Source organism: Streptomyces sp. NPDC014889 (assembly GCF_043081205.1).
In the GTDB taxonomy this organism is placed as follows: domain Bacteria; phylum Actinomycetota; class Actinomycetes; order Streptomycetales; family Streptomycetaceae; genus Streptomyces.
The window spans coordinates 170,299-191,371 of the sequence record NZ_JBIBWH010000013.1; the positions used below are offsets into that span (position 1 = coordinate 170,299).

Genomic DNA, 21,073 nt, shown 5'->3' on the forward strand with positions numbered 1-21,073 from the left:
GCCAACGAGCCCACGGAGGGGTGGAGTTGACCGTGCAACGTGCGCTGGCGCCCAGCGAGGCGGCGATGGCCGCCACCGGCAGTCCCACCGTCGTCGGCTGGACTCTCCACGGGGGTCTGGACACCGGGTTGCTGCGCGCGGCCGTCCGGGAGCTGGCTCGGCGGACGCCGGTTCTGTCGGCCCGCATCGTCGAGGGACCCGACGGCCTCGTCCTACGGCGCGACCCTGCTGATCCGCCGGTCGACCTGAGTTTCGCATCGGACGGCTGGGCCCCGCACGACGCTCCTTTCCTCCGGCCGGGCGACCAGGTGCTGCGCGCCGTTCTTCATCGCGACGGCCTCCGTGAGCACACGCTGACGCTGCTGGCCTGGCATGCCGTCAGCGACGCCGCCTGTGTGCTGGCGCTGCACCGGCGGTTGTGGCGGATCCACCGGGAACTGGCCGCGGGCATCGCCGAAGCATCACCCGCCGAATCCGCCGGGCTCCCTCCGTCCGTGGAGGGGCGCCTGCTCGCCCGGCACAGCCCGGCCGACGTCGCCGCCTACGCCGCCCGCTGGTCGGCACGGCTGGACGCGTCGCAGCCCGCCGCCCTCGTGCCGCGCGCCGCACACGACGGCAGACCGGGTCCGGCCGACGGAGCCCACCGCCACCGGTTCACCCTCTCCGCCCGGCAGACCGAAGCACTGGCACGCGAGGCGCGCCGACGCGGCGCGAGCGCCAACAGCCTGCTCTGCGCCGTCGCGACGACCGCTGTCCGCGACCTGCTGTCCCCCGAGGCCGCCCAGGACGACCATGCACAACTGACCTGTCTGATCCCCGTCGACCTGCGGTCACGGCTTCATCCGCCACTGACGGCGGACGAGTTCGCCTTCGCCGCGTCCACCGCCTCGGCGACGGTCACCGTCGGCCCGGGAACCGAACTCGGCACCACCGCCGCGGAGATCGGCCGCCAAGTCGAAACGGCCCTGGACGCCGGCCACGCCGAACTGGAGTACCTGGCCACCGCGCACATGCTGCACCGGCTGGCCTCCGCGGCCGTCACGGTGGCCGTCAGCAATGTCACCCACTCCTGCGATCCGCCCGCGCTGCCTGCCGGTCTGACCGCCACGCGCGCGCACGTCCTCACCATCCCGCCCGGCCCCGTCCCGACCCTTTTCGTCAGCCGCCACGACAAGGCGCTCCGTCTGGACCTCGTCCAGCCCCGCGCCTGGTACACCCGGGAACAGGCCGGCCGTCTGGCGGACGCTCTGCGGCGCACCCTGACCCCCGTCACCGGAGCACCCGGCGTGGAGGACCTCAACCGCCCGGCGCCACCTGCCGGATGACGGTCAGGGCCCGCTGACGAGTCGGTGCGGAAGAGGGAAGGAAGTGGTCAGGCGGCGGGTGCGCCGAACGCGCGCGTCGCGTCGAACATCGCCTCGACGGCCCGTTCCACGCTGATCTGGCCGTTGCCGGCCACGATGTGCAGTCCGTAGGCGTCCTCCAGCGCCACCAGGTTCAGGGCCGCCGTCGGCGTGTCCAGGACTAGGTTGAACGCCCCGGCCGCGGCGCCGAGTTCGAGGACGGTCCGGTACGTGGCCAGTTGCCGCTCGTACATCGACTCGACCAGCTTGGTGTGCAGCGGGGAGCTCTCCGCCAGCACGTCGAACTCGTACAGCAGGCGCATCAGCGCGTCGTCGGGGCCCGTCGGGAGTCCGGCGCGGATCGTCTCCCCCAGGAGTCGCGCCGGTTCCTCGATCGTGCCCTGCAACGCGTCCCGTCGGTCGCAGAAGCGTTCCATGCCCGCGCGGTAGGCCTCGCTCAGCAGCGCGTCGAGGTCGTCGTAGTAGTACAGGACGGCCCCTCGGGTCAGCCCCGCCTTGCGCGCCACGTCCGCGAGCGAGAGAGAGCGGAGACCGGTCTCGGCGGTCGTGTCGATGACCGCCTGGATGAGGTGGGCGCGGCGTTCGTCCTGGTTTTTTCGGCGGGCCATCCCTTGACAGTAGCCGAGACGCTCATGAGACTCGAACCATTCTTTGACGCCGATGACAAAAAATGCGCGCACCGTCTCGGCGCACCTTCGCCGCGCGTTCGTGGCGCGGCTCAGAACCAAGGACGACCATGCTGGACACCCTGATCACCGGCGCCCGTGTGCGCACGTTCGACGCTTCCCGCCCGTGGGCCGGCGCCGTCGGCATCACCGGCGGGCGCATCGCGTTCGTGGGCGACGAGGCGGAGGCCCCGGCGGCCCGCGAGCACCGCCGCCTGGACGGAGGCCTCCTCACCCCGGGCATCGTCGACAGCCACAACCACCTGCTGCTCGGCTTCGACCCCGACGCCGTCAGCCTCGAGGGCGCGGAGACCCTCGACGAGGTCCGCCGCCGTATCTCCGAACTCGCCGACGCGCGTCCCGACCTGACCTGGGTCTGCGCCGAGAACGCCGTGTACTCGGTGGTCCACGGCCGCCGCCCCCACGCCCGCGACCTGGCCGGCCTCACCTCGCGCCCCGTCTTCGTCACCACCTACGACCAGCACTCGGTGTGGCTCAACGACGCCGCGATCCGCGCGCTGCGCCTGGACGACGGCGGCGACATCCCGTGGGGCCGCCCGGAGCGGGACGCCGACGGCCGCGCCACCGGATGGGTCACCGACTTCTACACGAGCGCCATGACGACGGCGGGCCTGGCCGGCCTCCAGCGCGACATCCCCATGTACTCGCCCGAGCGGCGCTACCGGAAGCTGCTGGGCAGCCTGGAGATGGCCACCGCCGCCGGTATCACCACCGTCGTGGAACCGCAGGTCCCGCTCGCGGAGATCGACCTGTTCCAGCGCGCCCGGGACGAGGGGCGCCTCAGCTCCCGCGTCGTCGCGGCACTCTTCCACCCGATGGGGTCCGACGGCGCGTTCCGGCAGCGGTTGCGTGCGGCGGCGGACGCCGCCCCGAGCGGTGACCGCCTCGCGTTCGGTCCCGTCAAGCTCTACGCCGACGACGTGATCGAGCCCCACAACGCCTGGATGCTGGAGGACTACGCCAACCGGCCCGGGTACCGCGGCCACCCCTCCGCACCACTGGGCGAGCTCACCCAGGTCATCACCGAACTGGACCGCCTCGGCTTCCAGACCCACACCCACGCGACGGGCGACGGGGGCATCCGCCTGGCCCTGGACGCGATCGAGCACGCCGCGCGCACCAACGGCACACGCGACCGGCGCCACGGGATCGTGCACGTCGAGTGCCTCGCCCCGGAGGACCTGCCTCGCTTCGCCCGGCTGGGCGTCACCGCCTGCATGCAGCCGCGCCACTGCTCCCCGGACCTCGTGGCAGGCACCTGGATGGAGAACGTCGGCGAGTCCCGCTGGGACCGCGCCTGGCGGCTGCGCTCGCTCATGGCGTCCGGCGCCCATGTGGCCCTCTCCAGCGACTGGCAGGTGGGGGAGATGGACCCGCTCATCGGGTTCTACTCGGCGCTGACCCGGGCCGGGCTCGACGGCATGGACGCCTGGACCCCCGCGGAGCGGCTGGGACTCGACGACACCCTGCGCGGCTACACCGCCGAGGGCGCCTGGGCCTGGCACCGGGAGAACGAGTACGGTGTCATCCGCGAGGGCGCCAAGGCCGACCTCGTCGCCTGGTCCGAGGACCTGTACGCGCTCGAACCGGACCCGGCGGCGCTGCTCCAGCAGCGGGCCGAGGTCACCTGGGTGGGCGGCGAGGTGGTCCACGAGGCCGCCGGCGCGCGCGCCACCGCCGGCCACTACGGTCCGCTCACCTCCTGCTCCGCCCACGCCGAAGGCGGTCACGCCCATGTCTGACAGCAGCCTTCCCCCGGGCGCCGCCGAGGGCACCGCCACACGGACCGCGTCGAACCCCTCGTCCGCCGCACACCGCGGCACCGCGCGGGACGCCGCGACCGCCGCCGACGGCGACCGGGCCGAGGAGGCCCCGGGCGGCGCACAGTTGCGCCGCAGCCTGAAGCTGCGCCACATCGTCTTCCTCGGCCTGGCCTTCATGGCGCCGCTGGCGGTGTTCGACACCTTCGGTCTGGTCTCCGAAGCGACCGACGGACATGTGCCGCTCGCCTACCTGGCCGTCCTGGTCGCGGTCGGCCTCACGGCGCTCAGCTACGCGCGGATGGCCCGCCGCATCACCTCCGCCGGATCCGTGTACACCTACGCCGGCAAGTCGCTCGGGGCGCCCGTGGGCTTCCTGGTGGGCTGGTCGGCCACGCTGGACTACGTCCTGCTGCCCATGCTCAACGCCCTGCTGGCCGCGATCTACATGGGCGCCGTGCTGCCCGGCGTCCCGGCGTGGGTGTGGGTGCTCTCCACCGTCGTGGTCTGCACGGCGCTGAACCTGGTGGGCGTGCGACTGGCAGCCAAGGTGAACGTGGCGCTCGTGGTCATCCAGGCCGGCGTTGCCATCGCGTTCCTGGTGTTCGCCGTGCGTGCCATCAGCACCCATGGCCAGTCCTTCGGGAGCACCGGCTGGGACCCGGCCTCGGTGCCGTTGCCCGCCCTGCTCAGCGGCGCCTCGCTGCTGGCCCTGTCGTTCCTGGGCTTCGACGCCGTCTCCACCCTCTCCGAGGAGGCCGAGCACCCGCGCCGGGACATCCCGCGGGCCATCCTGCTCATCGTGGCTGCCGCCGGGGTGTTCTTCCTGGCCATCACCTACGCCATGCAGACGCTCTTCCCGGACGTCTCGGCCGTGGGCAGCATCGTGGGCGCCTCGCCGGAGATCGCCAAGTACATCGGCGGTGCCGCGTTCCAGGCGGTGTTCGTGGGCGGCTACCTCACCGCGGTCCTCGGATGCGGTCTGACCCAGCAGATGAGTGCGGCGCGGCTGCTGTTCGCCATGGGCCGCGACGGCATGCTGCCGCGCGCGGTCTTCGGGCGGGTCGACCCGCGTACCGGCGTCCCCGCCCTCAACGTGCTCATCGTGGGCCTCATCGCCGCCTCCGCCGTCTTCCTGGACCTCGGCAGCGCCGCCTCACTGATCAACTTCGGCGCCTACGTCGCCTTCGCCGCGGTGAACCTCGCGGTGATCGGGTTCTGGGTGCGCGACCGGCGTGCCGGGCAGGCGGAGGCCCGTGGACCCGTCGCCGCCGTGCTGCAACTGGTGCTGCCGGCCCTCGGGTTCGTCGTGAACGCGGCCCTGTGGGTCAGCCTGGACACCCCGGCCAAGGTGGTGGGCGTCATCTGGGCGCTGCTGGGCGTGGGGATCCTCACGCTCCGCACGGGCGGATTCCGCCGCCCGGTGCAGACGTTGAACCTGGAGGAGTAGGTCCGCGGAGTGCTCAGGTCCCCGGCCGGACGGAGCGGTCAGCGCCGGAGAGCGGTACGCCCTCGTCCTGCACGTTCAGCGGAACCGGTTCCAGTTCTCAGGGCGCGCATGGCGAGGGCGCCGGCCAACGGGCCGGGGCCCAGCAGGAGGAACGCGTACCGCCAGCCGACGGCCTCGGCGAGGAGCGGGGTCAGCTGGATGCTGACGACCGTGAGCGCGAACCCGATCGCGGTCTGGGCCGTGAGGGCCGTTCCGATGTAGCGGGAGTCGGCGACCTCGCTGAGGGCGGTGGAGAACACTCCGGAGTCCGCGATCACCGCGGCGCCCCACAGGGCGCAGAACACGACCACGAGCACCGGCGGGGAGTGCACGAGCAGCGGTGAGAGCAGACAGCACAGACCACTGGTGAGCAGGGCCGCGATGGCGGCGGGAGGGCGGCCGTAGCGGTCGGCGCCCCAGCCGCCGAGCAGACAGCCGACGACGCCGCCGATCCCCATGGTGAGGAACACGGTGACCTCGACGGACCCGGGAAGGCGACCGGCGCTGTCCGTGGCGGCGAGAAATGCGGGGATCCAGGTCCACAGGGCGTAGAGCTCCCACATGTGCCCGAAGTAGCCGAGGTTGGCCGAGCGGGGGCCGCGCTGGGTGAACATGGTCAGCGCGTAGCGGGGGTTGCGGGCGGGCGCGGCCGGGGCGGCATGGGGGCCGACGCGGATGAAGGCCAGCGCGATGCAGGAGGCCAGGAGTCCGGCGGCCGACGCGACCAGGAGAACGCCTCGCCAGGGCAGCGACCCGACACCGGCGATGAGGTGCGGAAGGGTCGATCCGAGCGTCAGGGCGGCGATGAGCACGCCCATGGACCTGCCGCGTGCGGCGCCGGGCGCCCAGGAGGCCATGAGTTTCATGCCGACCGGATACACACCGGCCAGGCACACACCGGTCACGAAGCGCAGTGGCACGGCTGTGGCGAGCCGGTCGACCGACACGGCCAGCAGCACGGTGCACACGGCGGCCGCGGCGGCGCCGCCGGCGAGAAGGCGCTGCGGTGGGAGACGGTCGGCGAGGGTGAGGGCGGCGGACGTGAGCGCGCCGGTGACGAACCCGAGCTGGACCGCCGCGGTCAGCCATACGGCGTCGGCGGAGTCGAGCCCCCACTCCCCGCGCAGTGTGGGAACCACCGCCGACATGGAGAACCAGACGGCGAGGCCGAGCACCTGTACGGCGGCGATCGCGGCGCGCTGTATGCCGGCGTTCATGGTCTCCCCTGCTCCGGAACCAAGTGGGCGGGAGAAGCCTACGGGGCGGTGTCCTGCCTGGGTGGCTCGGCTCCCGTCGCCCGGGGCCGGCGTGCCCCAATCAGCTCGTAGCACCCCCTTGGCCACACAAACAGGGCATACCGGATTTCACGATTGCTAAATTTCGCAATTGCTTAGATGCTGTACTCGCTGTGCCCCTAGGTAGCCGGGGGCACAGCGTCTGTCTGTGGCTCGCCCGGTGGGGCTCTGCGAGGGGAAGCTGAGGGATCGTGCCGGTTGCGCTCCACCAACGGATCACCTCCTTGCTGCCCTCCCGCTCCGACCTGACCCAGATGCGGCGTGATCCGCGCCGCGACCTGCTCGCCGGGCTCACCGTGGCGATCGTGGCGCTGCCGCTCGCCCTCGGCTTCGGGGTGTCCTCCGGGCTCGGGGCCGAGGCGGGCCTGGCGACCGCGGTGGTCGCCGGCGCGCTGGCCGCCGTGTTCGGCGGATCGAACCTCCAGGTCTCGGGACCGACCGGGGCGATGACCGTGGTCCTGGTGCCGATCGTCGGCCAGTACGGCCCGACCGCCGTTCTGACGGTGGGCCTGATGGCCGGCGTGATGCTCGTCCTCCTCGCCGCGTTCAGGGCCGGGCGGTACATGCAGTACGTGCCGGCTCCCGTGATCGAGGGATTCACGCTCGGCATCGCCGGAGTGATCGGGCTCCAGCAGGTGCCGAACGCGCTGGGCGTGCCCAAACCAGAGGGCGACAAGGTGCTCGTCGTCACCTGGCACGCGGTCGCGGGGTTCGTGAAGGCGCCGGACTGGACCGCCGTGGGATTCGCGGTCTGTGTGGTCGTGCTCATGCTGGCCGGTGCGCGGTGGCGGCCGACCGTGCCGTTCTCCGTCGTCGCCGTGATCGCCGCCACGGTCGTGGCCCAGGCCGCAGGGCTGGACGCCCAGCCGATCGGCGACCTGCCCGCCGGACTGCCGCTGCCTTCCCTCTCCTTCTTCGACCCCGGCTCGCTCGGCTCGCTGCTCGCCCCGGCCGTGGCGGTGGCCGCGCTGGCCGCACTGGAGTCGCTGATGTCAGCGGCCGCCGCCGACGCCATGACCGTGGGGCAGCGGCACGACCCGGACCGGGAGCTGCTCGGCCAGGGTCTGGCCAACATCGCCGCGCCGCTGTTCGGTGGTGTCCCGGCCACCGGAGCCATCGCGCGCACCGCCGTCAATGTGCGCACGGGTGCCCGCTCCCGGCTGGCCGCCCTGACCCACGCCGCCGTCCTCGCGGTGATCGTCTTCGCGGCGGCGCCCCTGGTGTCGAGGATCCCGCTGGCGGCGCTGGCCGGTGTGCTGCTGGCCACCGCGATCCGCATGGTCGAGGTCGGCTCGCTGAAGGCGATGGCCAGGGCCACCCGGTCCGACGCCGTGATCCTCGTCCTGACGGCAGCGGCGACGCTGGCCCTCGACCTGGTGTACGCGGTGATCATCGGCCTGTTGACGGCCGGGGCCCTCGCCCTGCGGGCCGTGGCGAAGCAGGCCCGCTTCGACCAGGTGTCCCTCGACCGGGGCGATCACACCGACGAGGAGCACCGGTTGCTCGCCGAGCACATCGTCGCCTACCGCATCGACGGTCCGCTGTTCTTCGCCGCCGCGCACCGCTTCCTGCTGGAGCTGACCGAGGTCGCGGACGTGAAGGTCGTCGTCCTGCGGATGTCGCGGGTGTCCACGATGGACGCCACCGGCGCCCTCGTCCTCAAAGACGCGGTGGAGAAGCTGAACCGGCGCGGCATCGTCGTCCTGGCCTCCGGTATCCGTCCCGAGCAGCGGCAGGCACTCGACTCCGTGGGCGCTCTGGAACTGCTGCGGCACGAGGGGCGCGACTACGTCACCACGCCCGAGGCGATCCACGCCGCACGCGATCACCTGCGTCTGGCCGGGCTCCTGCCCGCCGGGCCGACGGCACCGGCTGGACAGGGACGCGACGGAACACGCGAGGATAGGGCGCATGTTCTTGACGAGTAGGTGGATGCGATGCCGAGTGGTCCGGACGTTCCGGTCGGGCCGTGCCGGGGAGGGGACGGCAGGGTGAGTACGCCCCTGTACCAGCTGAAGGCCGAGTTCTTCAAGACGCTCGGACACCCGGCCCGTATCCGGGTCCTGGAGCTGCTGAGCGAGCGCGAGCACGCGGTCGCGGAGATGCTGCCCGAGGTGGGGATCGAACCGGCGCACCTGTCCCAGCAGTTGGCGGTGCTGCGGCGGGCGAACCTGGTGCGGACCCGCAAGGAGGGCTCGAACGTGTACTACTCGCTGGCCGGCCTGGAGGTGGCGGAGCTGATGCGGGTGGCACGCTCGATCCTGTCGGGTGTGCTGGCCGGACAGGCGGAGCTGCTCGCCGATCTGCGGGCGGACCAGCCGGAGAGGAAGCAGCCGTCGCGGTGACGGTCACCGGGCGGCGGCCGCCCCGGAGGGAGGCGGCCCGGTGGCCTCCGAGGTGCCGCGGGGCTCGACTACGCGTTGGGGGTGGTCTCGTGCTCCGCCCCCTGCGGCCAGAGCACCTCGACGTCGACACCGTGGCTGCGGGCATAGGCCACCAGGTGCGCCGTCGCGTCCCTCCCCGAGGAGGGAGAGCCGTCCCAGACGGCCAGCACCCGCGCGCACGAACGCAGCAGGCTCTCGTCGGCCGTCACACACGAGGTGCGGTCGCCGGGGTCGTACTCCACGAGCCGCACCTGCTCGGAAAGGAGCAGGAGTTCACCGGCCGCCTTCCGGTCCGGCTCGGCGACGTGCGCGGGCACGCCGTTGCGGGACGGCAGCACCGTCACCAGGGCCAGTCCCGCCTTGCGGGCGGCCCGCCCGACCACCACCGGCAGTCCCTTCCCGGCGCGCACCAGCCCGGACGTACCCGCCTGGGCGAAGGCGGCCAGACGGGACCGCAGTTCGTCCTCCAGGAGGGCCAGCGTCGGCGCGGTGAGATCGGCGTGGCCTACGACAGCGATCACTTGTGGCTTTCCCTTCTCCCCATGTGCTTGATCATCGTCACGGCCGGCCGGTCCGCGCAGGGGTCCGTCGGCCTCGAAATCAGGCTGTTCGGCCCTGGCGGACGCCACCGCACGGAGCCGGGCGGCACACAGCCGAGGACCGTTCCCGCCTGCGGGTCACAGCCCGAACAGCTTTGCCGCGTTGTCGTGGCACACGGCTCGCAGCCACTCCTGTCCGAGTCCCAGCCGCTCCAGGGCGTGGAGCTGATGGACGTAGGGATAGGGGATGTTGGGGAAGTCGGAGCCGAGCAGGACGCGGTCGCCGAGTCCTTCGAGCCGGGGCAGGGCCCGGCGCGGGAACGGCATGAATTGCTCGGTGAAGTCGGTGAACGCCATCGTCGTGTCCAGCCGCACCTGCCCGTACCGCTCGGCCAGGCCCAGGAACTCCTCGTACTCGGGCATGCCCATGTGCGCGACGACCAGGCGCAGTCCGGGATGGCGCGCCAGCACCCGCGCGATCGGCTCGGGACCGGTGTGCTTGCCGGGCGCGGGCCCCGAGCCGCAGTGGATCACCACCGGAATCCGTGCCTCGGCCAGCAACCCCCATGCCCGCTGGAGGAGTTCGTCGTCCGGGTCGTACGCCCCCACCTGTACATGTGCCTTGAACACACGCGCGCCCGCTTCGACGGCCTCGCGGACGTACGTCTCGACGTCCGGCTCGGGGTAGAGGGTGGCGGTGTGCAGGCAGTCGGGGGTGCGCCGGGCGAAGTCGGCCGCCCATCCGTTCAGCCACCGGGCCATGCCGGGCTTGTGCGGGTAGAGCATCGCGGTGAAGGCCCGGACACCGAACTGCCGGAGGACGGCCGTGCGCTCCGCCTCCTCCTCGCGGTAGGTGATCGGCCACTCCAGCCCGCCGGTCAGCGGTCCCTGCGCGTCGAAGTAGTCCCAGACCTTGTGCAGGACACGCTCCGGCATGAAGTGCGTGTGGACGTCGACCAGGCCGGGAAGACCGAGCCGGCGCCAGAAGCGGCGGACCTCGCCGGGTGCCATGCGGTGATCGTTCATAGCCTCCACGATCGGCCCTGGTGAGGGCGCGGGGCCACCCCTTCCGCACGGGGCGCGGTGCGGTGTCCGTCACACGGGACGCGTCAGCGTGGCGTCGGCTCCGGCTAAGAGGTAGTTCCGCGAGGGGCCACCAGGCCGGACTCGTAGGCCGCCACGACGAGTTGGGCGCGGTCGCGGGCGGCGAGCTTGGTCATGGCGCGGCTGACGTGCGTCTTGACCGTGGAGGAGCTGATCACCATGTGGGCGGCGATCTCGTCGTTGCTGAGTCCGCGGCCGACCAGGGCGAGGACCTCGCGCTCCCGCCGGGTCAGCCCCTCCAGCAGGGAGTGCGTGTCCGAGCCCGGGTACAGGGGCCGGGACGTGTACTCGGCGATGAGCTTGCGGGTGATGGCCGGGGACAGCAGCGCGTCGCCGCGGGCGGCGACCCGGACCGCCTGGAGCAGGTCGGCGGGTTCGATGTCCTTGACGAGGAATCCGCACGCGCCCGCGCGCAGCGCGCCGTAGACGTACGCGTCGACGCCGTAGTTCGTCAGGATCACCACGTGCACGGCGGACAGGGCCGGGTTCGCGGCGATGCGGTGGGTGGCCTCGATGCCGTCCGCCACCGGCATCGAGATGTCGACGAGGGCCACGTCGGGCACGTGCTCGGCGGCGAGCGCGGCCCCGGCGGCTCCGTCGGCGGCCTCGGCGACGACCTCGATGTCGTCCTCGGCCTCCAGGAGCGCGCGGAAGCCGCCGCGGATGAGCGGCTGGTCGTCGACGAGCAGGACCCGGATCACGGTGTGCCGCCCGGGCCGGTGCCGTTCAGCGGAAACTCGGCGCGGACCGTGAACCCGCCCTCCGGCCGGGGTCCGGCGTGCAGCCGCCCGCCGAGTCCCGTGACCCGCTCGCGCATGCCGGTCAGGCCGGTGCCCGGCGTTGGCCGCGCCGCGGGGGTCGCCCTGCCGTCGTCGTCGATGTGCACGGCGAGCGAGTCCTGCCGGTAGTCGAGACGGATCCGGGCGGAGGCGGCCCCGGCGTGCCGGGCGGTGTTCGTCAGGGCCTCCTGGACGACCCGGTAGACGGCCCGGTCGAGTTCGGGCGGCAGGTCCCTCGGCTCGCCCTGGACGGTCACGGTGGCGGGCAGGCCGGTGGCGCTGGTCCGTTCCACCAGCACGGGCAGGAGCCCGAGTCCGGTGACCGGGGGTCCTGGCCGGCCGGGGACGGCCTCGCCCGGAGCGCGGAGCACGTCGAGGGTCGCCCGGAGTTCGCGGGTCGCGTCGCCCGCGGCCTCCTGGATGGCCAGCAGGGCCTCCGGCACGCTCTCGCCGCGTTTGCGCGCCAGATGGACGGCGACCCCGGCCTGCACCTTGATCACGGAGATGCTGTGAGTGAGCGAGTCGTGCAACTCGCGGGCGATCCGCAGGCGTTCCTCCCCCGCACGGCGGCGTGCGGTCTCCTCGCGGAGCCGCTCGGCGTCGGCCGCCCGCTGCTCGGCCTCGGCGGCACGCTGCTCGGCCTGGCTGAGGTTGCGGTTCCACTGGCGCCGCGTCTCCGCCGCCATGGCCGCGGCCACCACCCAGCCGGCCAGCAGGAACCGTCCCTCGACGATCTGCCGGACGGACTGGCCGCCGGCGGACGTGAGGCCCAGCGCCACCGTGCCCGCGACGAACATGCTCGCGCCCAGGGCGAGCGTCACCAGGCGGTGGCCCGCGAGGACGGCGGTGTGGATCGCCACGAGAACCGGTACGGCGGCCCCGTCGCCGGGGTAGCCGCGCAGATGGTAGGCGAACAGGCAGACGAGTGTGGTGGCCACGACCGCGACCGGGAAGCGGTGCCGGGCGGTGAGCGCGAGAGCCCCCGCCAGCACCAGCAGGTATCCGAGTACGTCGAGGCCGGTGCGGTCGGGGACGGCCACCAATGAGCTGACCAGCGAGATCACGGCGACGACACCTGCCGTCACCGCGTCACGCGCGTAGCCGCGCAAGCTCAGCCGCATGCACATCCCCGCACGGTAGCGCCGGTGCGCTCGTCAACACGTCCCCTTGCAGGGCCATTTCGTGCGTAGTCCCGGTGTAGTAGCCGTCCGTCCGGGTGGTCCCGGCGCGGCAGCGCGCAGTCGCGCCGCCAGGGCGACGACGACGGCCCTCGGCCCCTCCCATCATCGAAGGGACGTCCCAGCCGGCGCCGAGAGGGTCGGTTCGGCGAGGGCATCGGAAGGAGAACAGGTCATGAAAGGTCATGGAGCCGGCACGGCCGGCACCGGGGTGCGGGAGCCGGAGCAGCCGGGCCTCATCATCCCGTGGGCGCGCCGGTACAACCTGCTCGTCACGGTGATGTTCGGCGGCCGCCGGGGCGCGCTGAACAACACGCTGGTGGCGGCGAGCGGCGTCCGCCCCGGCGACCGGGTGCTCGACGTCGGCTGCGGCCCCGGCGTCTTCGCCGGCCGGCTCGCCGAGGCGGTGGGGCCCGGCGGCCGGGTGGTCGGCGTCGACCCCTCGGAGCCGATGGTGAAGTACGCGTCCCGGCACGCGGGCCGGGCGGCCAACTGCCGTTTCGTGCGCGGGGCCGCGCAGTCCCTGGACCTGCCCGACGGTGAGTTCGACGTGGTCACCTCGACGTTCGCGATGCACCACGTCCCCGCGGCGCACCGGGAGAGCGCGCTGGCGCAGATGTACCGCGTACTGCGGCCGGGCGGGCGGCTGTTGATCGCGGACGCCTTTCCGAGCGGCCCGGTGGCCCCGCGGGTGACCCGTGCCGTCGCCGGGATGATGGTCCACGGTGTGTCGCACGGGGAGGCTACGAAGGATCCCATGTCCGCCGCCGACGTGCGGCAGTACTCGGACGTGCTCCGTGCCGTCGGGTTCACCGAGCCGCGGTTCGCCGACGTGCGGCCCTGGACGCGTTATCTCCTGGCGGAGCGGCCGGCTGTGTGACCGCCGCGGGCGTTCGGGCCGGGTTGCCGGGGCGCGTCAACGTGGTCCGGCGACCCGGCCGCATCCGGCGGCGGTGGCGTCGCAGAGTGGAGGTTGGGCCCATACTGGCCGAAGTAGTTGCCCAGAGACAGGTATACCCACCCGTATCATCACTGGGCCAGACACCCGCAGCCGGAGCGCCTGCCACCTGACTCGCTGCCATGGGGGCGCAGGCTCCGACCGGCCCGGAGCAAGGAGAGAAGAGTGCCCCACAACACGGCTCCCGCCACTGAGTTGACGTCGCAGTACATCAGCCAGGTGACCGGCGACCTGGAGCAGAACGTCAAGGAGCAGGAACGCATCACGGCGGAGATCGCCGCGTTGCAGCAGCAGTTGGCCGCCCTGCAGCACGACCACACCGTACTGGTGAACATGCGGCAGGCACTCGGCCTCGCGGACACGGCTCCCGAGCCCGCGGCCACCGACAGTGCCACCGTGCCCTCCCCACGGAAGAAGGCCACTGCCGAGCCCCGCAGGAAGGCCACCGCTGAGCCTCGCGGGAAGGCGAAGAAGACGACCGCCGAACAGCCCACGACCAAGAGGCGCTCGGTGAAAACTCCCGCGGCCAAGAAGGACGTTGCCGGGAAGGAGGTTGCCAGGAAGGACACGGCCGCGAAGAAGGCCCAGCCCACGCTGGCCGACCTCGTCCGCCGCCATCTGGGCGGACAGAACGAACCGCGCTCCGCGGCGGAGGTCGCCACGGCGCTCGGCGAGGCTCACCCCGACCGCGGCATCAAGACCAACGTCGTGCGCACCACCCTCGAAAACCTTGTCGCCCGGAGCCAGGCGCAGCGCAGCAAGCAGGGCACGTCCGTCTTCTACACCGCCCCCCACGCGCCGGAGCCCGAAGCGGCCCCCGAAGGCGAGGCCAAGCCCGAAACCGCCGCCTAGACCACGCTTCCGTACGCTTGACCGCCGCTGCCCGACCCGGTGTTGGCAGCTCCGAGGAAGCGGGCTGGGCAGCCCCGCGGCGGTCCCTTGCCGGGTCCTTCCACTCCGGCCTTCCTCCAACTCCCTGTTACTCCGGCTCCTCCGCGTCGGATGCGGCGCGGCTCGCGAGTCGTTCGTATCGCTGCCTGGCCGCCTGCGGAGTGCCGAGCCCGAGTCCGAAGGCGATCTCCTGCCAGGTCATGCCACGGCCCCGGGCCATCTGAAGCAGTCCGGTTTCGAGCTCGTCCATCTCCCCGCGCACCAGCGGGACGAGGCTCAACGCGGCCGTGATGTCGGCGCGATCCACCTCCGGTTCACCGTCTTCGGGCTGTGCGGCCCCGCTGAGCAGGAACGACACGAGCCTGACGGCCTCGTGCGGCGCGACGACCGAGGGATGAACCTGCCGCCGGCGTTGCTCGTCGGTGGCCGCGTGCCGCTCGGCGATGCGCAGCAGGGACGCATAGACGCGCTGCGCCCGCGCCTGCTCCGGCCGCGGAGGCGTGAAGGGGTCGGGGTGCTGATCGGAAATGGACGGCATGAGATGAGCATGGCGTGCCGCATGAACGATGTCAACGTCTCGTTTTAAACAGTTCGTTCAACCGGTTCAACGGCGTGCAATCCTCCACCCGCCGGCACGGAAAAGTGCACTGGGAACCCTTGACACCCCCGCGTGACCAGCGGATAGTTTCTGGCCGCTCAGCGCTACGGCGTTGCGCCGAGCGCACCGGAAGGCGGCACAGCCGTTCGGTGCGGGGCACCAGATCATCGAGGAGTCTCATGGCCGAGCCGACTGCCGAACCGGGCACACCAGCGCCACGCGGGGTACTGCAGAGCGCCGACCGCGCGCTGGTCGCCCTGCTCTCGTTCACCGAGCGGCGGCCCGAGTGGGGCGTCAGCGAGATCGCCCGCCACCACGGCTGGGACAAGGCGGTTGCCCAGCGGCTGCTCACCACGCTCACCGCGCGCGGGTTCCTCACCTGTGACACGATCACGCGCCGCTACCGTCTCGGGCCGTCCGTGCACCGGCTGGCCCGGGTGGGCGAGCACAGCGGAGTCCTGCCCTCCCTGGTCCGTCCGGTCCTCGCCCGCATCCTGCGCGAGACCGGAGAGAGCGTCGTCCTCAACGTCCCCAACGGGGGCGGGTACCGTTGCACGGCGGCCGTCGACGGCACCGGACCGGTCCGCTACACCGCGATCGTGGGCGCCCTCATCCCCGGCCACGCCGGAGCGTCCGGACACGCGATCTTCGCCCACTACCCCGAGGCGGAGATCCGGAAGACCTTCGGAGCCACCCCGCTCCAGCGTTTCAACGAACACACCATCACCGACTTCGACGCCCTGCTCGCCTGCTACGCCGACGTGCGCGAGCGTGGCTTCAGCGTCAGCCACGGCGAGTACGACGAGGCCGTCTCCGCCGTCTCCGCACCGGTCTTCCAGGCCGGCACCATCACCGCCTCCCTCACCGTCATCGGTCCCGCGCACCGCATCGACGCCGGCGTCGACCGGATCGCCGAACTCGTCACCGCCGGAGCCGCGGAGGCCACCGCCGCCCTCGGCGCCTGACCGGCCCACCGGCCGCCCGCGCCCACGCCGGCCCTCACCGCCTCCCGCCGGCGCCCGCCTCCCGCTGCCCCGCCGGCCTCCTTCTTTCTTCATCTCCCTGTTCCCGTCGTCCTTCGGCGTCCCCCGACCCCGCCAGGACTCGCCCACGCAAGGGATGTCCCGTGCCCCATCACACCTCCGCACCGCCCACCGCGCCCCCGCCTTCCCCGGTCGGGGAGCCGACACACCATCCCCGGGTCCGCGAGCCCGCCGTCTTCGCCCTGCTGGTCGTGCTCTCGGTCGTCGGCGCCGTGATCGGAGCGGACCTCGTCGCCAAGCTGGGCATCTCCGCGAACACCTCCGTCGTGGGCGCGCTGATCGCCATGCTCGTGGGGCGCATCCCGCTCGCCGGACTGCGCGGCATGCGGTCCGTCCATCGGCAGAACCTCGCCCAGTCCGCCATCTCCGCCGCCACCTTCGCCTCGGCGAACGCGCTGCTCACGTCCGTGGCCGTGCCGTACGTCTTCGGCCGCAAGGACCTCGTGTGGCCGATGCTGACCGGCGCGTTCATCGGACTGCTCATCGACACGTGGGTCCTCTACCGTTCCTTCGGTTCCCGGCTGCTGCCCGCCACCGCTGCCTGGCCGCCCGGCACCGCCGCCGCCGAGACCATCAAGGCCGGGGACCAGGGCGGCCGGCGCGCCCTCGTCCTGGGCGCGGGAACGCTCGTCGGCATCGGCGGGACCCTGCTCAGCCTGCCGCTGTCGGCCGCGGGCGTCGCCTTCCTCGGCAACGTGTGGGCGCTGCTGATGTTCGGCGTGGGCCTCGGCATCCGCCAGTTCAGCCCCGAGCTGTTCCACACCGACATCGGCGCGGGCTACATCCCCCACGGCGTGATGGTCGGCGCCGGCGTCGTCGCCCTCGGCCAGGCCGCGGTGCTGCTGCTGCGCCGTCGCTCCGACCGCACCGCGCACCAGCCGGCGCGAACCGCCGCGGGCACCGGTCCCGCGGACGGCCACGGCGCCGAAGCCGCCGCCGACCCCAGCACCGCCGTCACCGTCGACGAACGCGGCCTGCGGCACACCCTGCTGCGCGGATACGCCCTCTTCACCGCCGGGGCCGCGGTCCTCGCCGTCGTCGGTGGCCTCCTCGGGGACATGCGCCCCGTCGGCCTGGTCGCCTGGGTCCTGTTCGCCGCGTTCGCCGCCCTCGTGCACGAGCTGATCGTGGGCCTGGCCGCCATGCAGTCCGGCTGGTTCCCCTCGTTCGCGGTGACCCTGATCTTCCTGATCGCCGGCCTGCTCATCGGCATCCCGTCCGTGCCGCTCGCCCTCCTCGTCGGATACGTGTCCGCCACGGGCCCCGCGTTCGCCGACATGGGCTACGACCTCAAGGCCGGCTGGCTGCTGCGGCGCGAGCACCGGCCCTGGGACCCCTTCGAACGCGAGGGCCGGCGCGAACAGTTCCGGGCGGCACTCATCGGCTTCGGCGCCGCGCTCGTCGTCGTGGCGGTCCTGTGGCAGTCCTACTTCCGGCAGGGACTCATCCCCCCGGTCGCCAAGGTGTACGCCGACACCGTCAAGCACGGGCTCGGCGACCCGGGTGTGATGCGCACCCTGGCGCTGTGGGCCGTCCCCGGCGCGCTGGTCCAGTTCCTCGGCGGCACCAGACGGCAGATGGGCGTCATGCTCGCCACGGGGCTGCTGATCCTCACCCCGCAGGCCTGCTGGATGGTCCTGGCCGCGCTCGCCGTCCGCATCGGCTACCGCCGTCTGCGCGGTCCGCGGGCGGAGGAGGAGCTCAACCTCGTGGGCGCCGGACTCATCGCCGGTTCCTCCCTCGGCGACTCGGCCCAGATCATCAAGGCCGGCTGACCCGGGCCCGCCCACCCCCTGTCCACCGCGCGGGACGAGCCATGCCGTCCCGCCGCGTCCCGCACCGCTGTCACGCGGTACCGATCACGCAGCACCAAGGAGATCCACCCCATGGAGATGTTCAGCCGTCTCGAACCGCGCGGCGAGTACCTCAGCTTCGAGCTGGCCCTCGCCGCCCGCAAGCTCGTCGAGGAGGTCATGCTCGTCAAGCCCGGTGAGCACGTCGTCCTCACCGGCGACACCAGCAGCGACCGCCGCGTGGTCGAGGCCACCGCCCAGGCCGTCGCCGCCGCGGGCGCCCACCCCGTCGTCGTCTGGTACGAGACACTGCCCAGCTCCTCCATGGAGCCGCCGCGACCGGTCGCCGGCGCCATCGCGGACGCCGACGTGTGGATCGAGTTCGCCGTCTCGTACGTCATGCACTCCGACGCGTTCCGGACGGCCATGGCCAACGGCTGCCGGTACACCAACCTGACCGCGATGGACGTGCACATGCTCGTCGCGACCGTGGGCCGGCCCGACTTCCAGGGTGTCATCAGGCTCGGCAAGGCACTGGTGCGGCTGCTGGAGCAGGCGGACGAGGTCCGCATCACCTCGGCGGCGGGCACCGACCTGGTGGGCCGCAACGGCGACCGCCCCATCAACCTGCGCGGAAAGCCTGCCGAGAGGCCCGGCGAGACCGTGATGCTGTCCGGGCAGATCTCCTGGAACCCGCTGGAGGAGACCCAGGACGGCGTCCTCGTCTTCGACGGCGCCCTGTGGCCGCCGGACCAGCTCGGCCTGCTCCACTCCCCCGTCCGTCTCACCGTCGAGAAGGGCGTCGTCACGTCCATCGACGGGGACGGCCAGGACGCGGCCGTCTTCCGCCGCTGGATGGAGTCCTGGAACGACCCGAACATGTACCGCGTCGCCCACTGGTCGCTCGGCTTCAACCCGGGCGTGCCCGCTCCCACCGGCCGGATCGTCGAGGACGAGCGCGTCTTCGGCTGCGTCGAGCTGGGCATCGGCACCAAGGGCGCCTGGATCGGCGGCGAACCCTGGGTCGCCGCCGCGCACACCGACGGCTCGGTCAGCGCCCCCTCCATCCACCTGGACGGCGAGTGCATCGAGAAGGACGGCGTGTACGTGCATCCCGAGCTCGTCGAGATCTGCCGTGAGCTGGGGGTCGAGGGCTACTGATGGCCACTGTCCATCGCCACGGCGGCATGGTGTGCACCGACCACACCCTCGACGTCCCGCTGGACCACTCCCGGCCCGACGGCCCGTCGATCTCCCTGTTCGCCCGCGAGGTCGTCGCCGCCGGCAACGAACACCGCGAACTGCCCCGCCTGCTGTGGCTCCAGGGCGGCCCGGGAGGCCGCGCGGAGCGCCCGAACGCCGCCGGGGCCTGGCTGAAGCGCGCTCTGAAGGACTACCGGGTGGTCCTCATGGACCAGCGCGGCACGGGCCGGTCCACCCCCGCCGACCGGCACACCCTCGCGGTCCATCCCTCCCCCGAGGCCACGGCCGGGTACCTCGGGCACTTCCGCGCCGACGCCATCGTCCGCGACGCCGAGCTGCTGCGCGGGTTCCTGGCCGGCGACCGGCCGTGGACGGTGCTGGGTCAGAGTTTCGGGGGCTTCTGCGCCCTGACCTATCTCAGTCACGCGCCCCACGGCCTGGACCAGGTGTTCATCACGGGCGGTCTGCCCACGCTGACGGGTCACGCCGACGACGTGTACCGGGCCGCGTACCGGCGCACCGCCCGCCACAACGAGCTGTTCTTCGACCGCTACCCGGGCGACCAGGAACTCGCCCGGAGGATCGCCGCGCACCTCGGCGGCCACGACGTGCGCATGCCGTCCGGCGAGCGGCTGAGCGTCCGCCGATTCCAGTCCCTCGGCACAGGTCTGGGCACCTCGTCCGGCTTCGACGCCCTCCACTATCTGCTGGAGGGCGCGTTCGTGGCCGGGCCGGCCGGACCGCGGCTGTCGGACGCCTTCCTCCACGGCGCCCAGGCCACGCTGTCCTTCGCCCCGCGCCCCCTCTATGCGGTGCTCCACGAGCCCATCTACGCCCAGGGCGGCCGGGCCACCGCGTGGTCGGCGCACCGCGTCCGCGAGGAGTTCCCCGAGTTCGACGCGGGCGGTGACGGCCCGTTCCGTTTCACCGGCGAGATGATCTACCCCTGGCAGTTCGAGGAGGACCCGGCGCTTGTGCCGCTGCGCGAGGCCGCGCAGGTGCTGGCCGCGCGCACCGACTGGCCCGCCCTGTACGACCTGAACCGGCTCGCCGGCAACAGTGTCCCGGTGGCGGCGGCCGTGTACTTCGACGACATGTTCGTCGACCGCGAGCAGTCCCTGGAGACCGCGGCGGCGGTCCGCGGTCTGCGGCCGTGGATCACCAACGCCCACGCCCACGACGGTGTCCGCGCCGACGCCGCGGTGCTGGACCGGCTGATCGCGATGGCACGCGGCGAGGCGTGAGATCCCGGCCCGGTGCTGCTCCCCGCTCGGCGTCGTACGAGCGGGGAGCAGCACCGGAGCAGACCATGCCGTGGGGTTCGACGCGGCGGTGACCGGTCGGCGCCCGGTTCAGGCGGCCTGCGGCCAGGCGCGCAGCAGGGCGGCGATGCTCTTTGTGGTGCAGCCGGGATCGCGCAGGAGGTCGCGCAGGGCGACGGCGTCCTCGCGGGTGGGCTTGACCGAGATCCCGGAGGCCTCCAGGTACATCACGCCTGTCGCCGCGGCCACGGCCATGTTGGAGCGCTCGAGCCAGCGACAGCGGCCGAGGACGTGCACGAGGGCGGCGGCACGGGCGTAGGGGCCGTCGTAGACGGGTGTCTCCAGCAGTTCGGCACGGTGGCAGGCGACCGCGGCCACGGGCACACCGTAGTCGTCGGGGGCGGGGTCTCCCGCTCCCGCGAGTTCGGCGACCTGCAGGATCCAGGGGACGTCGATGTGCAGTTCCATTACGCGGCGTGCGCTCCCCGGGGACGGCGCTCGGCCTCTTCCGCCTCGTCGAAGAGACTCTGGTGCTCGTCGAGGAAGCGCCGCGCGGCATCCAGGCCCCGCTGCCGCAGCCCGCTGGTGTCCTCCCGGACGAGGCCGGCGATGTAGTCACCGAGGCTCAGGCCGCGGTCCCTCGCCCGGGCCTCGGCCAGTTCCTTGATCTCGTCGTCGACGCGTACGCCGAGCTGTGTCTTCGCCATCCGCTGATGGTAACAGCTGTTACCATCCGGGCGGACGCCC

20 protein-coding genes are annotated in these 21,073 nt (G+C 72.5%); 11 read left to right on the top strand and 9 right to left on the bottom strand.

Going from position 1 to position 21,073, the window contains the following annotated elements; all coding sequences use genetic code 11:
• Positions 1–32 precede the first annotated feature (32 nt).
• Positions 33–1,325: a hypothetical protein gene (locus tag ACF09J_RS26060; RefSeq protein WP_392307930.1), complete on the top strand. Its 1,293-nt coding sequence runs from the start codon at positions 33–35 to the stop codon at positions 1,323–1,325.
• A 47-nt stretch (positions 1,326–1,372) separates the two neighbouring features.
• Here the strand turns inward: ACF09J_RS26060 and ACF09J_RS26065 are convergent, their stop codons facing one another.
• Positions 1,373–1,972, bottom strand: coding sequence for a TetR/AcrR family transcriptional regulator (locus ACF09J_RS26065; RefSeq protein WP_392307853.1), 600 nt, complete (start codon positions 1,970–1,972; stop codon positions 1,373–1,375).
• Between the two features lie 128 nt (positions 1,973–2,100).
• Between ACF09J_RS26065 and ACF09J_RS26070 the strand changes: the two genes are divergently transcribed.
• Positions 2,101–3,792 carry an amidohydrolase gene (locus tag ACF09J_RS26070; protein WP_392307854.1) on the top strand — a complete coding sequence of 564 codons (1,692 nt, stop codon included), beginning with the start codon at positions 2,101–2,103 and terminating at the stop codon, positions 3,790–3,792.
• Complete coding sequence (locus tag ACF09J_RS26075; RefSeq protein WP_392307855.1) at positions 3,785–5,260, top strand: APC family permease; 1,476 nt, start codon at positions 3,785–3,787, stop codon at positions 5,258–5,260. The genes ACF09J_RS26070 and ACF09J_RS26075 overlap by 8 nt, the downstream gene beginning before the upstream one ends.
• A 38-nt stretch (positions 5,261–5,298) precedes the next feature.
• Here the strand turns inward: ACF09J_RS26075 and ACF09J_RS26080 are convergent, their stop codons facing one another.
• Entirely contained in the window at positions 5,299–6,516 is a 1,218-nt protein-coding gene (locus tag ACF09J_RS26080) for an MFS transporter (RefSeq protein WP_392307856.1), read from the bottom strand.
• Positions 6,517–6,848: 332 nt separating this feature from the next.
• Here ACF09J_RS26080 and ACF09J_RS26085 point away from each other — a divergent pair, with 332 nt between their 5' ends.
• Both ACF09J_RS26085 and ACF09J_RS26090 read left to right on the top strand, forming a co-directional pair.
• The gene (locus ACF09J_RS26085) at positions 6,849–8,522 is read left to right on the top strand and encodes a SulP family inorganic anion transporter (protein WP_392307931.1); all 1,674 of its coding nucleotides are present in this window, start codon (positions 6,849–6,851) and stop codon (positions 8,520–8,522) included.
• A gap of 63 nt (positions 8,523–8,585) precedes the next feature.
• Positions 8,586–8,939 carry an ArsR/SmtB family transcription factor gene (locus ACF09J_RS26090; protein WP_392307857.1) on the top strand — a complete coding sequence of 118 codons (354 nt, stop codon included), beginning with the start codon at positions 8,586–8,588 and terminating at the stop codon, positions 8,937–8,939.
• Positions 8,940–9,007: 68 nt separating this feature from the next.
• Here the strand turns inward: ACF09J_RS26090 and ACF09J_RS26095 are convergent, their stop codons facing one another.
• From ACF09J_RS26095 to ACF09J_RS26110, 4 genes are all read right to left on the bottom strand, one after another.
• On the bottom strand, positions 9,008–9,499 hold the full coding sequence (locus ACF09J_RS26095) for a hypothetical protein (RefSeq protein ID WP_392307858.1): 492 nt from the start codon (positions 9,497–9,499) through the stop codon (positions 9,008–9,010).
• 156 nt (positions 9,500–9,655) lie between these two features.
• Positions 9,656–10,543 (bottom strand): amidohydrolase family protein, encoded by an 888-nt coding sequence (locus ACF09J_RS26100; RefSeq protein ID WP_392307859.1) that lies wholly within the window; start codon positions 10,541–10,543, stop codon positions 9,656–9,658.
• A gap of 104 nt (positions 10,544–10,647) precedes the next feature.
• Positions 10,648–11,322 carry a response regulator gene (locus ACF09J_RS26105; RefSeq protein ID WP_392307860.1) on the bottom strand — a complete coding sequence of 225 codons (675 nt, stop codon included), beginning with the start codon at positions 11,320–11,322 and terminating at the stop codon, positions 10,648–10,650.
• Complete coding sequence (locus tag ACF09J_RS26110; RefSeq protein ID WP_392307861.1) at positions 11,319–12,521, bottom strand: sensor histidine kinase; 1,203 nt, start codon at positions 12,519–12,521, stop codon at positions 11,319–11,321. The genes ACF09J_RS26105 and ACF09J_RS26110 overlap by 4 nt, the downstream gene beginning before the upstream one ends.
• A gap of 232 nt (positions 12,522–12,753) precedes the next feature.
• Here ACF09J_RS26110 and ACF09J_RS26115 point away from each other — a divergent pair, with 232 nt between their 5' ends.
• A complete protein-coding gene (locus ACF09J_RS26115) occupies positions 12,754–13,458 on the top strand; it encodes a class I SAM-dependent methyltransferase (protein ID WP_392307862.1) in 705 nt (234 codons plus the stop codon).
• 243 nt (positions 13,459–13,701) lie between these two features.
• Positions 13,702–14,388, top strand: coding sequence for a hypothetical protein (locus tag ACF09J_RS26120; protein WP_392307863.1), 687 nt, complete (start codon positions 13,702–13,704; stop codon positions 14,386–14,388).
• 127 nt (positions 14,389–14,515) lie between these two features.
• On the opposite strand, the gene ACF09J_RS26125 is transcribed toward ACF09J_RS26120, so the two are convergent.
• Positions 14,516–14,965 (bottom strand): DNA-binding protein, encoded by a 450-nt coding sequence (locus ACF09J_RS26125; RefSeq protein ID WP_392307864.1) that lies wholly within the window; start codon positions 14,963–14,965, stop codon positions 14,516–14,518.
• Between the two features lie 239 nt (positions 14,966–15,204).
• On the opposite strand from ACF09J_RS26125, the gene ACF09J_RS26130 reads away from it, so the two are divergent.
• The 4 genes from ACF09J_RS26130 (at position 15,205) to ACF09J_RS26145 (ending at position 20,308) form a co-directional block, all read left to right on the top strand.
• Positions 15,205–15,990: an IclR family transcriptional regulator gene (locus tag ACF09J_RS26130; RefSeq protein WP_392307865.1), complete on the top strand. Its 786-nt coding sequence runs from the start codon at positions 15,205–15,207 to the stop codon at positions 15,988–15,990.
• A 161-nt stretch (positions 15,991–16,151) separates the two neighbouring features.
• Entirely contained in the window at positions 16,152–17,843 is a 1,692-nt protein-coding gene (locus ACF09J_RS26135; protein WP_392307866.1) for an OPT/YSL family transporter, read from the top strand.
• Positions 17,844–17,954: 111 nt separating this feature from the next.
• Positions 17,955–19,022: a hypothetical protein gene (locus ACF09J_RS26140; protein ID WP_392307867.1), complete on the top strand. Its 1,068-nt coding sequence runs from the start codon at positions 17,955–17,957 to the stop codon at positions 19,020–19,022.
• Positions 19,022–20,308 carry an alpha/beta fold hydrolase gene (locus tag ACF09J_RS26145; RefSeq protein ID WP_392307868.1) on the top strand — a complete coding sequence of 429 codons (1,287 nt, stop codon included), beginning with the start codon at positions 19,022–19,024 and terminating at the stop codon, positions 20,306–20,308. The genes ACF09J_RS26140 and ACF09J_RS26145 overlap by 1 nt, the downstream gene beginning before the upstream one ends.
• Before the next feature lie 108 nt (positions 20,309–20,416).
• On the opposite strand, the gene ACF09J_RS26150 is transcribed toward ACF09J_RS26145, so the two are convergent.
• Both ACF09J_RS26150 and ACF09J_RS26155 read right to left on the bottom strand, forming a co-directional pair.
• On the bottom strand, positions 20,417–20,794 hold the full coding sequence (locus ACF09J_RS26150) for a fic family toxin-antitoxin system, toxin component (protein ID WP_392307869.1): 378 nt from the start codon (positions 20,792–20,794) through the stop codon (positions 20,417–20,419).
• Positions 20,794–21,033, bottom strand: a complete 240-nt coding sequence (locus ACF09J_RS26155; protein ID WP_392307870.1) for a hypothetical protein — start codon at positions 21,031–21,033, stop codon at positions 20,794–20,796. Before ACF09J_RS26155 ends, ACF09J_RS26150 begins: the two co-directional genes overlap by 1 nt.
• Positions 21,034–21,073: the final 40 nt, after the last annotated feature.

What these genes read in the sequence shown, in the direction of transcription:
- ACF09J_RS26085 (WP_392307931.1), top strand. Translation starts at nt 6,849, where the DNA reads ATGCGGCGTGATCCGCGCCGCGACCTGCTCGCCGGGCTCACCGTGGCG.
- ACF09J_RS26115 (WP_392307862.1), top strand. Translation starts at nt 12,754, where the DNA reads ATGAAAGGTCATGGAGCCGGCACGGCCGGCACCGGGGTGCGGGAGCCG.
- ACF09J_RS26070 (WP_392307854.1), top strand. Translation starts at nt 2,101, where the DNA reads ATGCTGGACACCCTGATCACCGGCGCCCGTGTGCGCACGTTCGACGCT.
- ACF09J_RS26150 (WP_392307869.1), bottom strand. Translation starts at nt 20,794, where the DNA reads ATGGAACTGCACATCGACGTCCCCTGGATCCTGCAGGTCGCCGAACTC.
- ACF09J_RS26065 (WP_392307853.1), bottom strand. Translation starts at nt 1,972, where the DNA reads ATGGCCCGCCGAAAAAACCAGGACGAACGCCGCGCCCACCTCATCCAG.
- ACF09J_RS26110 (WP_392307861.1), bottom strand. Translation starts at nt 12,521, where the DNA reads ATGCGGCTGAGCTTGCGCGGCTACGCGCGTGACGCGGTGACGGCAGGT.
- ACF09J_RS26145 (WP_392307868.1), top strand. Translation starts at nt 19,022, where the DNA reads ATGGCCACTGTCCATCGCCACGGCGGCATGGTGTGCACCGACCACACC.
- ACF09J_RS26130 (WP_392307865.1), top strand. Translation starts at nt 15,205, where the DNA reads ATGGCCGAGCCGACTGCCGAACCGGGCACACCAGCGCCACGCGGGGTA.
- ACF09J_RS26080 (WP_392307856.1), bottom strand. Translation starts at nt 6,516, where the DNA reads ATGAACGCCGGCATACAGCGCGCCGCGATCGCCGCCGTACAGGTGCTC.
- ACF09J_RS26075 (WP_392307855.1), top strand. Translation starts at nt 3,785, where the DNA reads ATGTCTGACAGCAGCCTTCCCCCGGGCGCCGCCGAGGGCACCGCCACA.
- ACF09J_RS26140 (WP_392307867.1), top strand. Translation starts at nt 17,955, where the DNA reads ATGGAGATGTTCAGCCGTCTCGAACCGCGCGGCGAGTACCTCAGCTTC.
- ACF09J_RS26155 (WP_392307870.1), bottom strand. Translation starts at nt 21,033, where the DNA reads ATGGCGAAGACACAGCTCGGCGTACGCGTCGACGACGAGATCAAGGAA.
- ACF09J_RS26100 (WP_392307859.1), bottom strand. Translation starts at nt 10,543, where the DNA reads ATGAACGATCACCGCATGGCACCCGGCGAGGTCCGCCGCTTCTGGCGC.
- ACF09J_RS26125 (WP_392307864.1), bottom strand. Translation starts at nt 14,965, where the DNA reads ATGCCGTCCATTTCCGATCAGCACCCCGACCCCTTCACGCCTCCGCGG.